This window comes from Actinomyces sp. (genome assembly GCF_030530635.1).
Lineage (GTDB): Bacteria > Actinomycetota > Actinomycetes > Actinomycetales > Actinomycetaceae > Actinomyces.
Genome location: NZ_JAUMUL010000012.1, coordinates 1 through 15,552 on the forward strand (window position 1 = coordinate 1; position 15,552 = coordinate 15,552).

The following is a 15,552-nucleotide window of genomic DNA, read 5'->3' on the forward strand; positions in this document are numbered from 1 at the left end:
CAGGGTGTGCCAGGCCTGGTCGAGCAGGGCCGCCCCCAGGTACTCGGTGGTGGCGTAGCCCTGGCCGAAGGCGCCCTGGCTGCGCAGCTTCTCGGCGAGGTCCTGCGGCAGAGGCGCGCCGGTGTCCACGTGGCGGGCGTAGGAGGCGATGACCTGCGGGTGCAGTGCCCACTTCTCGTTGACCTGGGAGGGGAACTCGACCACGTCGCGGGGCACGTTGGTGCCCGACGCGCTGGGCCAGCGGGTATCGGCGAACAGTCCGTGCAGGGCGTGGCCGAACTCGTGGAAGGCGGTGATGACGTTGTCCCAGCTCAGCAGCGTCGGCCCGGTTTCAGGCTTGGTCAGGTTCAGGCAGTTGATGACCACCGGCCTGCGGCCGGTCAGGTGGCTCTGCTCCACCAGGGAGTCCATCCAGGCGCCACCGTGCTTGCCCTCGCGGGCGTAGTAGTCGCCGACGAACAGTCCCAGCAGGGGTGCGGCATCGCCCTCGCCGTCACGGACCTCCCAGACGCGCACATCCGGGGCGTACATGTGGGCGGCCAGGTCGGGACGCTCGTGAAAACCGATGCCGTACAGGCGGCTCGCAGCGTAGAAGACGCCCCGTTCGATGACGTTGTTCAGCTCCAGGTAGGGGGCGAGGGTGGCGTCGTCGACGCCGAAGCGCTCCTTGCGCTCGGCCTCCTCGTAGCGGGGCCAGTCGGCGGGGCCGAAGCTCTCCCCGGGTCGGGTGGCCGGGTCGGCGGCCATGCGGGCGGCGTAGGTTTCGGCATCGCGGCGGGCGTTGGCCATGGCCGGGGGCACCAGGCGGGTGAGCAGCTCGTTGACGGCCTGGCTGGTGCGGGCGGCCGACTCGGCGGCGACGACCGCGGCGTGGTGGGAGTAGCCGAGCAGGCGGGCGCGCTCGGCCCGCAGCCCGGCCTCCTCCAGCACGAGGGCCCGAGTGTCATGTTCGCCGGACAGTCCACGGCTCAGCGACCGGTTCAGCAGGGCGACGCGATCGGCGTGGGCGGAGGTGGTGGCCAGCGCGGGAGTGGCGGTGAAGTTGGCGACGCCGGCGGCGTGCATGGCCTTGGTGGTGAGCGTGGCGAAGCGGGTGGACAGGGCCGTCAGGCGGGCGTTGATGGCGCGCAGCCGGTCCGCGTCCGGGCCGGTCAGGGCGACGCCATCGCGTTCGAACTCCTCCACGGCCAAGCGGATGCAGCGGGCGGTCTCGGCGTCGATCGCCTGACCGTCGGCGTCCACCGGGGTCTGGGCGGGCGTGGCCTGGGCGGCGGCACGCACCTGTTCGTCGAGGGTCTTGAAACGCCGGTAAATGCGCGCATCCAGGCTGTAGGCGTCATCGTGGGCGGCCAGTTCGGGGGCGAGGGCCTCCTCCAGCGCGTCCAGCTCGGGGCTGTCGGTGGCCGAGGTCAGGGCATACAGCACGGTCAGCGCGCGGGACAGCAGTTCGCCGCTGCCTTCGACGGCGGCGACCGTGTTGGCCACGGTCGGCGCGGCGGGGTTGGTGGCAATCGTCTCCCACTGGGCACGCTGAGCCGCCATACCGGCCCGTACCGCCGGCTCGATATCCGCCGGCGAGACGGCGGCGAAATCGGGCAGTTCCAGGGCGAGCTTCCAGGGGCGGGCGAAGGGGTTGGTTTCGGGGAGTGCTTCCGCCGCAGCGGGATCGGCCTGAGTCATGGGAGTCATCCTGCCACGCGCTCCGGCCCATCCCAGGGAGCACCGGACGACGGCGGCTGTGTCCCGGGGCTCCTAGAGACCGAGCACGCCGGGCACGTCCGGCGGGAAGAAGCCGGGTCCCTTGAGGACCTTGCCGTCCTCCCGGTAGATGGGCCGACCATCCGCCCCGAGCTTGGACATGTTGGAGCGTTGCACCTCGGCCAGTACCGCGGCCAGGTCGATGCCGGTTTCCAGGGCCATGCCGTAGATGACGTAGACCAAATCGGCCAGGGCGTCGGCGGTCTCCACCGTGTCACGGGTGCCGTCGTCGGCTGCGACGGCGCGCCGGTAAGCGGCCTCGACCTCGCCGCGGGCCGCCTGCCCATAGACGGCGCCGACCAGCTCGGCGAACTCTTCGGCGATCAGGCTCATGCGCATGTGCAGGCTCTCACGATCCAGGCTGGGCCCGTCGGTCTGGATCGGCAGGCCGTAGGTGGAGTGGAAGCGGCGCACCAGCGCCTCGGGGTCGTCACCCTCGCGCTCACCGACCGGGTCGGCAGCCACCAGCGGTGTGTTCACACCGTGGGTGTGCGAGGAGCCGGCCACCTGCCCGCCGACGGTGACGGGACCGTCCCAGGGGGCGGCGGGGCGGCGCGGGTCGGCGGGCAGGAGCGTGCCCACCCAGCCGTCGTGCAGCACGCCGTCGTTGGCGAGGAAGGAGCGCACTCGCCCCTCGCGGCGGAAACCCAACCCCCAGGCGACCCGCCAGGACGCCCAGTTGGGCACGCCGTCGTGAATGTCGCAGCGCCAGCGCAGGGCGACGGCGTGCAGTGGGCCGTCCGGATCGAAAGCCATCTCGACGACGGCACGTGCCGCCCGAGAGACCGTGCCACGACCGCGGGCCTCGGGAGCCAGCCAGTAGCCGATCTCCCAGGCACCGTCGGCCTGACCGGAGATGCCCATCATGCCGACCAGAGTGGCGGTGCCGTCCTCACCGACCTCACGCACCGCCCAGGTGAGCTCCTTGCCGGTCTCCCAGCCAGTGCGCACCGTGCCTTCGATGAAGTCCTGCGAGTGTGCGCGGGTGTAACCGCGCGGGACGGTGGTCCACTCCTGAATGTCAGGATCCTGGCAGATCTCCGCCACCCGGTTCACGTCGGCGCTGGTGGGAACAGACAACAGGAGCGCGGGCCGGTTGGCGCCGTCACGGGTCTCGGCGGGCACACGGATCTCGAAGGGCTGCATGCGGCGAGCCTACCGGCGCAGCGCCAGAGCGGAGACGATCGGAGATATGGCATTACGACGGGCGCAGACACGAAGGGCCACGACCTACCGGCCGCGGCCCCGCTGCGGGTGTCCGAGGGGGGACTTGAACCCCCACGCCCTTTTAGTCAGGCACTAGCACCTCAAGCTAGCGCGTCTACCTATTCCGCCACTCGGACTTGTTGTCACCGCCGCAGGGCACAGCCCGGAAGCACCGACTCAGGAAAGTTAACACGCTCCGGGCCAGGGCGGGCAAATCCGTCTCGGGTGCCATGCATCACAGCGGGGCGACGGCGATCCTGGTTCCCAGCGACATCGACTCCCCGGGAGCCAGTCGCACGGCATTCTCACCGACGACGGCACTCTCCACGCACAGCATGGAGGCGAACTCGTCGTCATCCATGTCGGTCAGCGCGGCGGCACCCGCACTCCACGGGTTCCAAACCACGGTGTTAGGGGCGCGCACGCCGGTGACGGTTATGCGACGGCCATATGCCGGATCACTGATGGCGACCGGGGATCCGGCGGCGTAGACGCGGTCCGTTAGGCCAGTGACGCGCAGCGGCCCGTGCTGCACCTGGTCGGCACGGCCGGTCGTTTTGTCCAGGTAGGAGACGCCACCCAGGCCCTTCACCTCTACCGCGGTCACATCACCGACCGCCAGGTAGGTGTGCAGGGCGGCCTCAACCGGATGCCCCGCAGGGCCGTCACCGGTACGCCGCAAGGAGAGCGTGAGGCAGAGCTCCTCCCCCAAGTCCACCGCGTAAAGGGCGAAGATGCCGTCGCGCTCGAGCGCGAACAGGGCCTGCACGCCACCGCCCGGCCTCGACTGCACGCTGCGCAGGCGCCATGGCGAGATCCGGCCCCAACCGTGCGAGGGCCGTCGGTCGCCGCCCGGGCCCGCACCGAACCAGGGCAGGCACAACGGAACACCGCCGCGGATCGGAGTCCGGCCGTCGAATACCGCTCGGCGGGAGGTGAAGATCACGGGCCTGCCAGCACGTGGCCTCCAGTCGGTCAGGTGGGCCCCGTGCAAGTAGATCTCGGCGCTGCCCGCGGGGGCGTCGATGAGCAGCCGGGGCTGCCCACCCCGCCCCGGAGTCAGGGCGGTGGTCCACGGCAGGCGGGGGCGTGTGGTGTCTGCGTTCATGGCGACCACGCTAGTAGGCTGAACCGCGTCCGCGAATGAGAGTGAGCCAGGAAGAATATGCATGCGATCGCCGGAGCCGACCCCGAGGGCTGCCCGCTCCCCCTGCCCCACCCCCCGACCGCCGTCCTGCTCGACCTGGACGGCACGCTCATCGACTCCGCACCGGCAATCCTCGCGGCACTGACGGCGGCCTTCACCGAGTTGGGCCTGCCGGCGCAGACGCCCGCGCAACTCAAGCGCTTCGTCGGCCCGCCGTTGGTAGACGGCTTCCGTCTGTATGCCGGGCTTACCGGTGCGGCCAACACCCGGGCGGTTGCGACCTACCGGCACCATTACCGCCAGACGATGCTCGACTCACCCCTGTACGACGGCGTGAACGAGCTGGTGCACGACCTGCACACAGCCGGAGTGCCGCTCGCACTGGCAACCTCCAAGCATGAGGGTTATGCGCGCGAGATCCTCAGACACCATGGTCTGCTCGACCGCTTCACCGTGGTCAGCGGGGCAGGCGACGGTGACATCGGCGGCAGGAAGGCTCAGGTCATCGGCTCCGCCCTTGACAGGCTCGCGGCGGCGGGCGTCGACGTGAGCCGACCGGTGCACGTAGGCGATCTGGCCCACGACGTCGAGGGCGCCAGGGCAGCGGGCGTCGACTGCATCGGTGTCCTATGGGGTTACGGCAGCCCGGAGGCCCTGCACGGCGCGGTCGCCCTCGCCGCCACCCCGGCAGATTTGCAGAAGTTGCTCGGCGAGGAGGTCTGAGATGGCCAGCGCACAGGACGCGGCCGGCACCGGCGCCCCGGAGAGCCGTGCGGCCGGAGAGGGGGCCGAGCTGCGTGAGGCTCAGACGCCCACTGCCGCACAACCGGCGGCGGACGAGCGCCCGCCAACATCCTCATCGGAGGAGACGCCGGCGGCGGATTCCGCGCTGAGGCGTCTCGCCTCCCGTCTGCGCGCGGGGCGCAACGCGCTGGGCCGCACAATCGACCGGGCCGAACAGGCTCGACTTGACGCCCGCGAGCAACAGCTGCGCTATGACGACTTCGCTACGGTGGAGACCACGGAAATCGACGACGACGCGCATGCCGGCACCACCGGTTCGTCCTCGCCTCTTGCCTCACTGCCGTCCTGGCTGGTGCGCGGGGGCCTGTCAGCCTGGCTGCTGCTGGGGCTGATCATCATCATCGGCCTCGTCTTCTACGCCACCTCGAGGATCATCCCGGTGTTCGTTGGCGTGTTCATGGCCCTGGTGCTCACTTCGATCCTGCATCCGCTGGTGAATCTGTTCGCCCGGGTCATGCCCCGTTATCCGGCCACCTTCCTCGGACTGCTGACCGCTCTGGCGCTTGTGGTGGGGATGGTGACCTATGTGATCACCTCGGTGACGCATCAATGGAATACGTTGGCATCCCAGTTCTCCGACGGCGTGGATACCATCGTGGACTTCATCGTCAACGGTCCCCTGCCACTGGATCTGACACAGCAGGAACTCATGGGGCAGCTGCAGCGGCTGCTCGATCAGGGGCAGGGCTACCTGATGAACAATGCCCCCGCTCTGGCCACGGAGGTGCTGTCCAATGCGGGCACCGTGGTGAATATCTTCGCCGTGCTGGCACTGGCGATCTTCTCGACGATCTTCTTCCTGGCCTCCGGGGGCCGCATGTGGCGGTGGTTCCTCAATGAGCTTCCCGCCCATCTGCGCGAGGACGTCCACCACGCCGCCGGCGCCGGCTGGTACACCTTCGCCGGTTACGCCCGGGGCACCGTGATCGTGGCACTGACCGACGGGATCATGTGCGGGATATTCCTCCAGATCGTGAGCGTGCCACTGGCCGCGCCGCTGGCGGTACTGGTTTTCATCGGCGCCTTCATCCCGATCATTGGGGCGCCGACGGCGATGATCATCGCCATGGTGGTCGCCCTGGCCTCCAAGGGCTTCGTCACCATGATCGTGGTGGGCCTGGGGGTGGCCGGCATAGGCCAGATCGAGGGACACATTCTGCAGCCGCTCATTATGGGCCGACAGGTGTCCCTACACCCGGTGGTAGTCATCATCGCCGTGGCCGTAGGCACTTATTCCGCGGGCCTGCTCGGCGCGATCGTGGCGGTGCCACTGGTGAGTGTGGCCTGGTCCGTGTACTCCGAGCTGCATACCAAGGATGCGCCGGTAGTGGGTGAGCTGCCGTCCTATTCCGGGGATTAAGGACCGACAGGGATTAGGGACTGAAACGACTCAACGGATCGAAGCCGGCGCCGATCAGCACCAGTCGCGGCTGCCCGGTGAGGTGACGCCCGTCAACGCCTCCAGGCGTTCAGCGACCAAGGCGGTCACGCCGTCGCCGGACTCAACCATCCCCCGCACCACGAGCGCCGCCGCCCGGCGCCCGACCTCGAGGTGGCGCCGCCACATGCCGATGGGACAGATGACGTTGAGCAGGCCGGTCTCGTCCTCGAGGTTGAGGAAGATCGTGCCGGCCGAAGTGCTCGGGCGCTGCCGGTGGGTGACGAGCCCGCCCACCCGTACCCGGCGGCCCGGCTCGTGGTGCAGGACGTCGGCGACGGTGAGTACACCGGCGGCTGTGAGCCGCTCGCGTTGGAACGCCATGGGTGAGGCCTGGGTGGAGACCCCGGTCAGGTGCAGGTCGGCGTCCTGACGTTCCCGATCGGTCATGTCCGGTAGGTGCGGCGCACGGGCGCCGACGGCGGTCCCGGGCAGCGGTGGCTGGTACCAGGCAGACCCACTGTGATCGTGGGTACCGCCGGGGGAATGACGTTGCCCGTACTCCTGAGACAGGGCACCGGCAGCCCAAAGGGCCTCGCGGCGGGCGACGCCTAAGGAGGCCAGTGCCCCGGAGGCGGCGAGGGCCTCGAGACGGGAACGGCTCAGACGCACGCGGCGGGCGAGGTCGGCGATGTCACGGTAGGGGCCGTGGGCGTTGCGTTCGACGACGATGGCGGTGGCGGCCTCGCCCAGTCCCTTGATGGGAGCCAGACCGAGGCGGACGGCGAGCTCGGGGTGAACATCCAGGGGGCTGAGCGCATTGAGACTGGGACGCGCATCTGCGTGGGCGGCGCCGGCGTCGTTCCGGGACTCGACGCAGGCCTGCTCCCGGGAGAAGTTGATGTCGGCCGGCAGCACGCGCACTCCGTGGCGGCGCGCATCGGCTACCAGGGTCTGCGGGGACCAAAAGCCCATGGGCTGAGCGGCAAGGATGCCGGCATAGAAGTCCTCGGGCTTGCGGACCTTGAGCCAGGCGGAGACGTAGACGAGGTAGGCGAAGGAGAAGGCGTGGGACTCGGGGAAGCCGAAATCGGCGAAGGCGCGGAGCTTTTCGAAGATGGTCTGCGCGGTCACGGTATCAATGCCCCGTTCCTCCATGCCTTGCACCAGTCGCTCGTGCAGGGCCTCCATACGCTCGACGGAGCGCTTGGCCCCCATCGCCTGTCGCAACGCATCGGCCTCGGCCGGGGTGAAGCCGGCGGCGTCGACGGCGATCTGCATGAGTTGCTCCTGGAACAGTGGTATGCCCAGAGTCTTGGACAGGGCGGGTCGGAGGGACGGGTGCAGGTAGGTGACCGGCTCGCGGCCCAGGCGGCGACGGATGTAGGGGTTTACGGCGTCTCCCTGTATGGGGCCGGGACGGATTAGGGCGACCTCGACGACGATGTCGTAGAACACGCGTGGACGCAGGCGGGGCAGGGTGGCCATCTGGGCGCGGGACTCGACCTGGAAGACGCCTACCGTGTCTGCCGCACCGAGCAGCCGGTAGACGGCCGGGTCCTCCTCCGGCAGGGTGTGCAGTCCCCAGGGGCGGCCCATCTGGACGGGACGCAGGAAGCCGCCGGGGGCGAGATCAGGCACCGTCTCACCGCGCTCGGCAAGGCTGGTGAAGGCCAGGCGCAGTGCGGTCAGTTCGCCCAGGCCCAGCAGATCGAACTTGACCAGACCTGCGGCGGCGCAGTCGTCCTTGTCCCATTGCAGGACGGTGCGCCCCTCCATGGCGGACCAACGCACGGGGCACACCTCGGTGACCGGCCGATCGGCGAGTACCATGCCGCCGGAGTGGATGCCCAGATGCCGGGGCAGGCGCAGCAGTTGCTCGGCGATGTCGAGTACCTGTGCGGGGGGAGCGTCCATCCCGGGGTCGTCTTCGGTGCGCACGGTTCTCCAGTGGTGGGACATCCGCGCCGCCCAGGCATCCTGCAATCCGGCCGGGTGGCCGAGAGCCCTGGCGGCGTCGCGGATCGCGGAGCGGGGCCGGTAGGAGATGACATTGGCGACCTGGGCGGCGTAGTCGCGCCCATAGTGGGCGTAGACGTGCTGGATTACCTCCTCGCGACGGCAGGCCTCGATGTCCAGGTCGATATCCGGGTAGCCGCTCCGCCCCGGGGAGAGGAAGCGTTCGAAGAGCATGCGATGACGAACGGCATCCACCGCGGTGATGCCCAGGGCGTAGCAGACGGCGGAGTTGGCCGCGCTGCCCCGACCCTGGCACAGGATGCCGGCACTCTCGCAGAAGTCGACTATGGCGCGGACGATGAGGAAGTAGCCGGGAAAGCCCAGTGACTCAATGACGTCGAGTTCATGGGCGAGGACCTTCCAGGCCTCTGGGGCATCCGCCGCGCTACCGTAGCGTGCCATGGCTCCGCGGCGGGTGAGCTCGCGCAGCCAGGTGGCGGGTGTATGTCCCGCGGGGACCTCCGGGTCGGGAAGTCCGGGGGCGATGAGGGTGAGGTCGAAGGCGAGGTCCTGAGCCATCTCGGCGGCGGTATCGACGGCGTGGGGCGCCCGGCGGTGGAGGCGGGCCATGTCCTGCGGGCCGCGCAACCAGCGCCCAAGAGCGGGCAGGTGCCCACGGGCACCCTCAAGATCGGTGCGCAGGCGGGTAGCGGTCAGGACGTCCGCGAGGCGGGAGTCGGGCGGACGGGCGCAGCGCACCGCACCGGTGGCGACCAGCGGGAGCTCCCGCTCAGAGGCCAGTCCGGTGAGGACGGCGGTCACGGCGGCATCGGTGGGGCCGCCGTCCAGGCAGATCTCGACGGCGACCCCGTCGCGACCGAAAAGATCTACCAGGATTGCCAGGACGGCGTCGGCGGCCTTGAGATCCCAGGTGTCTGGCCGCTGCGGGTCGCCGAGGGCGCGGCGAAGAGGCCCGTTGGCGGTGCCGGTGAGAACCAGACAGGTGGAGGTGCCGGTTCCCGTGGCCGTCTTCGTATCCGCCCGTAGGGCGGCGGCCAGCTCGGGCAGCCGGTGGGCGGGATCCACGCGTTTACCGGCAGCCAGGTTATGACCGGAAATGGCGGCGCACAGGCGGTGGTAGCCCCTTGGCCCCCGGGCGAGTACGGGAAGGTGGGCTCCGTCGTCCAGGGTGAGTTCGGTACCGTGGACGGTGGCAAGACCGTGAATACGACCGGCCTGAGCATGCCGGACGATGCCGGGCATGCCGTCACGATCGGTCAAGGCGAGGGCCTCGAGACCGAGTTCAGCGGCGGCGATGACAAGGTCTTCGGGCTCATTGGCGCCGTCGAGGAAGGAGTAGGCGGAGTGGGCGTGAAGCTCGGCGTAACGGTGAGTGCCGGTGTCGCAACTCATGGAATCGGTCCTCAATGCTGTTCCTGGGAGGGCGGCTCAAAGGGGTGGGCGTCAGAAGGGTGGAATCTCATCCAGCAGTGGAGCCAGGCCGAGATCGTGCAGGGCGTCCGGATAGGGGGTGGACTCGAAGGCGCCGACTACCTGCCCGGGGCGGGGCCCACGGCTGGTGACCCACGGAGGCCGACCGGGGCGGCCGGAAGCGGTGGCGAGCTTCAGCCCGTGGCGTAGGCGGTTCACGAACGCGTCATCGACGGCCTGAGCGAGGCGCTCGGGCACACGCTGCACGGGAACGGCAAGCTGACGCGGCCCGATCCGATGAGCCATGAGGGTGATGGTTCCGTCCACGTCACGCCGGTACCGGCGGCCGGTCGGAGTAGTCCATACCAGGGCACCGCCGTCTTGACGCGACAGGGTCCAGCCGGGGGTGTGCTTGAGGCGATGGTGGGCCTGACACAGGACTGTTAGGTTGGTCAGACTCGTGGTCCCGCCGTCGGCCCAGGCTTGCACATGATCAATGTCGCAGCGAGAGGCCGGAACCGTGCAACCGGGGAACGTGCAGGAGACATCTCTTGTCTGCACTAGGTCGCGGAGGGCGGCCGGAGGCCGATAATGCGACCGACCTACGTCCAGTACAGCGCCCGAAAGGGGGTCGGTGACCAGCCGGCGCCAGGTGCCACCGGCCGCGAGGGCGCGGGCGGTGGCGGCGGGCACCGGCACTCTGCTGGTGCCGATGGTGACCTCCGCCGCCTTTGCAGCAGCGTTCGGCACCTTATTAGGCGCGCCACGGGTGGGCAGAGTCCCACCACCCGCGGCAGGCGCACTTGGCCCCTCGGATGCACTCACCCTAAGGCATGTGAGTGCCGCGTAGGGTTCACTTGCCCCAGCGGATGCGGCGGGCGGACTCGCTCCAGTGTCTGGGGGCGGACCCTCGTCCTCGCCGGTTGCCGGCGGACTGCCGCCGAACTCGGCGGCGTCGGGCAGTAGGTGGTCCAGGGGTACGGTGACATCAACGTTGATGGTGATCCCGGACGGCGGGAAGACCGGCTCGATCCCTGAGGGCGTCCACCAGGGCCGGGAGGGTTCCACCAATGAGTTCAGCGCCCCGAGCAGCCCCTCCAGTGGTACTCCGTCCGGCAGAAGACGACGCTCGCCCCCGGCGACCGGAAAGCGGCACGCTGCATCGGCGCAAGCGTGGCCCTCCCCGGTGGTGCCGGCGACTTCCGCGCTCGGGGCGCTGGCGGGTAAGACGGCGGGGGCGGCACTTTCCGCATCACCCTTGGGACCACCGCTAGACACGCCCCCACGGGCATTTGTCGGGCCGGCCCCACCGGGGATGCCCGCGTCGGTAACGTGGGAAACCCGGCAAGCGACGTACTGGATGCCTTGCAGGGTGCGCAAGGTCATGCCGGTGACAGCATCGGCCCGCAGCTGTGCCAGGGAGCGCTGGTCCCCGGCAGCCCGCGCACTGGCGGCAATGGCGTCCAGGGTTGTGTCCAGTAGGAACGCATCCAGGCTCGGCAACAGCAGTCTCATCTCATGGACTCCCTCACCCGCCTGGCGGGGACGGGTCACTTGCCTGCGTGCCTGGTTGCGCTTACGTCGATTACCGGCGCCGCCGGGATCCAGGGCGGCCAGGGCCCGGTCAATATCCCGCCCCAGTTGTGAGGCGGTGCGGCGGGACGCGCGGGGCAGCACCCGCTCCTGCACCGCCACCGCCACCTCAGGATCGGCTTCCTCCAAGCGCCTCACGATCAAAGCGGTTTTCGACTGGTCCAGCAGACCCGCCCGGTGCAGGGTCTCGGTGGCGGCGAAGTCGGGCTGCAACAGGGCCTGTCCCCGGTCCAATACCTGACCAGCGCCCTGCCGGGTTAGGCCAAGCCGGCAGGCGATCTCCCCGCCGGTAGTGAAACGCCGCTCCTCCTCAGTGACCAGGCACTCGGGCCGCCCGCCCGGCCCCCAGGAAGCCGCGCCACGATTCATCTCCGGTGTGCGGGCCAGGCAGGCAGCCGCCACCCCCTCGCACCAGGACGCCCACGCCGCCAGCCGGTGGCAGGCCGCCACCAACTCGCTGAGCACCCGTCCGCCCAGCAAGGCCAGCGCGTCGATACCGGTACCGACACCCCAGCCGACTCCAAGCCGCGCGGCCGACTCCGCCAGCACCCGGTCGGACGGACTGGTGATCGCAGCCAGCATGCCGTCAACATCAGGGATATCCAGCATCTCCACCGCGTCTGCCGCATCCGCCGCGTCACCGGCGTCCGTGGTATGCGCATCCGCGGCAACGCATCATCGACGGAGCCGGCCGCATCACCGTTGAGACTGCCCGGCACCAGCACTCCGGCCAACAGCCCCTCAACCAGGCCCGCCAGCCCTGCACCGGCCGGTACCTGCGCCAGCTCCCCTGCCAGAACCTCCGAATCCAACTCCGCTCCGAACCCTGCGGCAGGCGGGCAATCGGCCCCGGTGGCAGGCGTACCTACCCGGCCCACCGGGCGAGTCCCGGTCGGCCGACTCTCAACACCTCCACCTTCGAACATATGTACACAGTAGCGCGAGAGTCCGACACGAATTCGCCCCTCATAGTCCTTAACGCTCCCCCGCTTGCGAGATGTGCATCACATTTCTCGCATCTCTCTCAGCACCCAGCAAGCCGCTTCAACCGGCCCCGCATTGGTTCGACCCGCCCCGGCACCACGCGGCGCGGCCAAGTGCCCGCCCAAGACCCTCACTCCCCCGGCAGTACGCCCCCGGCACCCAGGTAGCACTTGCCGCACAGGGACTCGTAGGTGACATCAAGGCCTTCGATGGCCACCTGATCGCCGTCGAACACGAATGCATCGCCCACCTTCCGGGCATTGAAAACGGCCTTGCGTCCGCAACGACAGATCGTCTTCAACTCCTCCAGGGAGTGGGCGATCTCCAGCAGACGCCGCGATCCGGGGAAGCTCACGGTGCGGAAATCCGTACGGATCCCATAGGCCAGCACGGGAACATCGTCAAGCAGCACGATCTCCATAAGTTGGTCTACCTGCGCCGGGGTTAGGAACTGCGCCTCGTCGACCAGCACGCAATCAACCGTCTCCCGCGCGCAGGCCTGCGGGTCGACGGCGCGCTCCCCCAGGGCGGAGCGTCGCACCAGGGCGCGCACATCGTCAGTGGCTGTGACCAGCAGGTCGACGCGTCGGGTCATGCCCAGGCGGGAGACGACGGTATCGTCACCCTTGGTATCTATCGCGGCCTTTACCAGGAGCACCCGCTGACCCCGCTCCTCGTAGTTGTAGGCGGTCTGGAGCAATCCCGTGGTCTTGCCCGAGTTCATGGCGCCGTAGCGGAAGTAGAGCTTGGCCATAGATGTCCTGTTTCCTCTCCCGGAGCGGGGCGCGAGCCCTCTCCGCAACCCCCGGCTCCCCCACGTGGGATAGGAGCCGGTCCGCCCAGATGCTACCGGGCGGGCTTTCCCCTGGCGCCGACACTCACCGACCACAGGCCGCACCCAGGGTCGGCTTATAGGCTCCTGCCTCATGCAGCAAATCACGGTCGCCCCGCGGCGGGACCTCCGACCACATCTCACCCTCACGGCGACGGCGGCATTGTCAGTGTTCGTATGGCTCGCGGTGAGCACCGAGTTCGGAGGATCCTTGGCCGCCTACGATCCCGCAGTCACAACCTGGGCAGTGAGCCTGCGCCACGGACTCGTCACGGCGGTGGCGTGGACGTTCACACACTTGGGCGGAACACTCGGGTTGACGGCGCTCACGGTGCTCGCTTGCGGGTTTTTCCTCCTGCGCGGCCAGCGACGCCATGCCCTGGTGCTGGCCGGGGCCATGATCGGATCCTCGCTGCTCACCGTGCTGCTGAAGCTCCTTTTTGCCCGCTCACGGCCCTCAACCTCTCTGCTGCTGGGACAGCCCGCATCCTCCTGGTCCTTTCCGTCCGGCCATGCGTTCAACACCGGGGTCTTCATGGGTGTGCTGGCGGGCTTCGTACTGTTCTCCGCGATGGCGCCGGCGCGCAAGGCACTGGCGACCGCGGCGGCCTGTACGGTCATTGCACTGGTGGGTCTGTCACGTGTGTACCTCGCCTATCACTGGCTGACCGACGTACTAGCCGGCTGGGCCATCGCTCTGGCGTGGCTATGCGCAGTCGGCGTCACAGCCCTGACGGTTAATCGTCGTCCCCCCGCCCTCCCGGCGGGACTCGGGCCGCGAGCACCGGGAGGTCACCCCCGCATTTCTCAGGAATAGACGCCGTCGACCCACCAGCGGCCCGAACGGGCGAGCAGCAGGGGCGGGCCGGTATCGGTGACGACTTGCAGGTAGGCACGTCGAGACGCACCCCCGGGACGCCACCAGTGCTCATCGACGGGCCAGGGCCCGGCCCAGAACAGAACCCGCCTCCGCGTCGACCGGTTCCCCGATTCAGCGTCCCAGCCCGCACCCCATCGTGACGCCGCATCCTCCTCATCGGAGCATTCCACGGCCACGTCCACCGGAGCGGCATTCAACTGGCCCTGCGAGTCGACTCCGACGTCCCGCCCACCCTCATCCAGGAGCTGCGCGGGCAGCGGCTCGGGGGGCACGAGGGCGGGTGAAGGGGCCGGCAGCGCACCGTTCCAGGGGGCCGTGCCCGGAGCCTGCGCGGTACTCTCCCCCCAGCCGACGAGGTCGATTCGTGAACGCGGATCCCGCCCGGGATGCGGCCGGGGAACATACAGACCACCGACACCCAGGAGCGCTTCGACACGTCCGGCGGCGCGATGCGCTCGGCGCTCGGCCTGCTCCCCGGGAGCACTCCACAGACCGGCCTGGGCGGATCCCGCCGGGCTAAGACCTAGGGCGAGCAGGCGCAGGCGAGTCAGGGGCGCGGCGGGAGGCCGCCCGGAACGGCCGGCCAGCCACCCCTCCAGTTGCCAGCGCACACGGTCGGTGATCTCGGCGGGCGAGGGCGCGGCACCGAGCAGCCAGGAGCGGCCCAGTTCAGCCCCGTTCTCGCATCGCACCTCCACGCGGAGCTGTGCGGCAGACATTCCCAGGGAGATGAGGCGCCCGGATAATTGCTCCGCCAGAGAGCGCGCCGCCCAGGCCGCGGTATCCGCACGCTCAAGGGGCGGATCCAGCAGGGTCTGCGCGGCTACGTCGGCGGCGGGACGGGCCACCCGCGGCAGGGTCTCCCAACGTCCCGAGGCGAGGCGGTGCAGGCGCTCCCCCGCGGGCCCGAAGCGTGCGGCGACGTCGCGGCGGGGCAGCGCGGCCAGGTCGCCCAGATGGCGCAGACCGAGCCGGGCGAAGTCCTCCAGGAAGGGGTGAGCCTCTTGGCGTCCCCGCTGAGTGGTCAAGGCGTGCAGCAGGCTTCCCAATGGTTGGGGGGCGAGGAAGTCGGGCGTGGCTCCGGGTGGGACGATGACGCCTCGGCGGGCGGCGAGGATGGCGCCCAGGAGGGAGTCGGCGATGCCGACCTGACACTCGACCCCCGGGCCGGCGGCCACGACATCGACCAGTGCGGCGGCCAGTGGCTCCTCCCCGCCCGCCCACCGGGCGGCGCCGCGGACGGTGGACAGCGCCAACCCGGGGCGGGCGACGAGCGGATCGGCGAGAAGCTCGGAAAGAGCCTCCATGACTGTCTCATAGGCCCGCGCCTCACGGTCGGGATGCGGGCACAGAACAATGAGCCCGGGACACAGCGACCGGGCCACGCGCAGTCGCATGCCCCGGGTGATGCCTAGCGCACGGGCCGGCGCCGAGGCCGCGATTACGCCTCGTCCACCCACCACGGCGACGGGTGCCAGCGCCGGATCGGGTGCATCGGGGCGACGGGCCTCCAGAGTCAGGGCGACGACGGGCCAGTCCGGAGTCCACACAGCGATGAGCCGCGGTTCGCAGGGGTCCGG

General features: G+C 69.6%; 10 protein-coding genes and 1 tRNA gene. 3 read left to right on the forward strand and 8 right to left on the reverse strand.

Going from position 1 to position 15,552, the window contains the following annotated elements:
• From Q4A20_RS04630 to Q4A20_RS04645, 4 genes are all read right to left on the reverse strand, one after another.
• Positions 1–1,689: M3 family metallopeptidase (locus Q4A20_RS04630; RefSeq protein ID WP_368502434.1), on the reverse strand; the 1,689-nt coding region annotated here is incomplete at its 3' end.
• A 63-nt stretch (positions 1,690–1,752) separates the two neighbouring features.
• Positions 1,753–2,904, reverse strand: coding sequence for a bifunctional GNAT family N-acetyltransferase/nucleoside triphosphate pyrophosphohydrolase family protein (locus Q4A20_RS04635; RefSeq protein WP_303120822.1), 1,152 nt, complete (start codon positions 2,902–2,904; stop codon positions 1,753–1,755).
• Between the two features lie 109 nt (positions 2,905–3,013).
• Positions 3,014–3,101 (reverse strand) — tRNA-Leu (locus tag Q4A20_RS04640).
• 98 nt (positions 3,102–3,199) lie between these two features.
• Entirely contained in the window at positions 3,200–4,072 is an 873-nt protein-coding gene (locus Q4A20_RS04645) for a D-hexose-6-phosphate mutarotase (RefSeq protein WP_303120824.1), read from the reverse strand.
• 57 nt (positions 4,073–4,129) lie between these two features.
• On the opposite strand from Q4A20_RS04645, the gene Q4A20_RS04650 reads away from it, so the two are divergent.
• Together Q4A20_RS04650 and Q4A20_RS04655 are read left to right on the forward strand one after the other, a co-directional pair.
• Positions 4,130–4,834 carry an HAD hydrolase-like protein gene (locus Q4A20_RS04650; protein ID WP_303120826.1) on the forward strand — a complete coding sequence of 235 codons (705 nt, stop codon included), beginning with the start codon at positions 4,130–4,132 and terminating at the stop codon, positions 4,832–4,834.
• 1 nt (position 4,835) lies between these two features.
• Complete coding sequence (locus Q4A20_RS04655) at positions 4,836–6,275, forward strand: AI-2E family transporter (RefSeq protein WP_303120828.1); 1,440 nt, start codon at positions 4,836–4,838, stop codon at positions 6,273–6,275.
• A gap of 54 nt (positions 6,276–6,329) precedes the next feature.
• Here the strand turns inward: Q4A20_RS04655 and Q4A20_RS04660 are convergent, their stop codons facing one another.
• The 3 genes from Q4A20_RS04660 to Q4A20_RS04670 form a co-directional block, all read right to left on the reverse strand.
• Positions 6,330–9,665 (reverse strand): error-prone DNA polymerase, encoded by a 3,336-nt coding sequence (locus Q4A20_RS04660; RefSeq protein WP_303120830.1) that lies wholly within the window; start codon positions 9,663–9,665, stop codon positions 6,330–6,332.
• Between the two features lie 51 nt (positions 9,666–9,716).
• A complete protein-coding gene (locus Q4A20_RS04665; RefSeq protein WP_303120832.1) occupies positions 9,717–11,885 on the reverse strand; it encodes an HNH endonuclease signature motif containing protein in 2,169 nt (722 codons plus the stop codon).
• Between the two features lie 505 nt (positions 11,886–12,390).
• On the reverse strand, positions 12,391–13,014 hold the full coding sequence (locus tag Q4A20_RS04670; protein ID WP_303120834.1) for a thymidine kinase: 624 nt from the start codon (positions 13,012–13,014) through the stop codon (positions 12,391–12,393).
• A gap of 265 nt (positions 13,015–13,279) precedes the next feature.
• On the opposite strand from Q4A20_RS04670, the gene Q4A20_RS04675 reads away from it, so the two are divergent.
• On the forward strand, positions 13,280–13,909 hold the full coding sequence (locus Q4A20_RS04675; RefSeq protein ID WP_303120836.1) for a phosphatase PAP2 family protein: 630 nt from the start codon (positions 13,280–13,282) through the stop codon (positions 13,907–13,909).
• On the opposite strand, the gene Q4A20_RS04680 is transcribed toward Q4A20_RS04675, so the two are convergent.
• Entirely contained in the window at positions 13,900–15,522 is a 1,623-nt protein-coding gene (locus Q4A20_RS04680) for a DNA polymerase Y family protein (protein WP_303120898.1), read from the reverse strand. The two genes, Q4A20_RS04675 and Q4A20_RS04680, sit on opposite strands and share 10 nt — an antisense overlap.
• Positions 15,523–15,552: the final 30 nt, after the last annotated feature.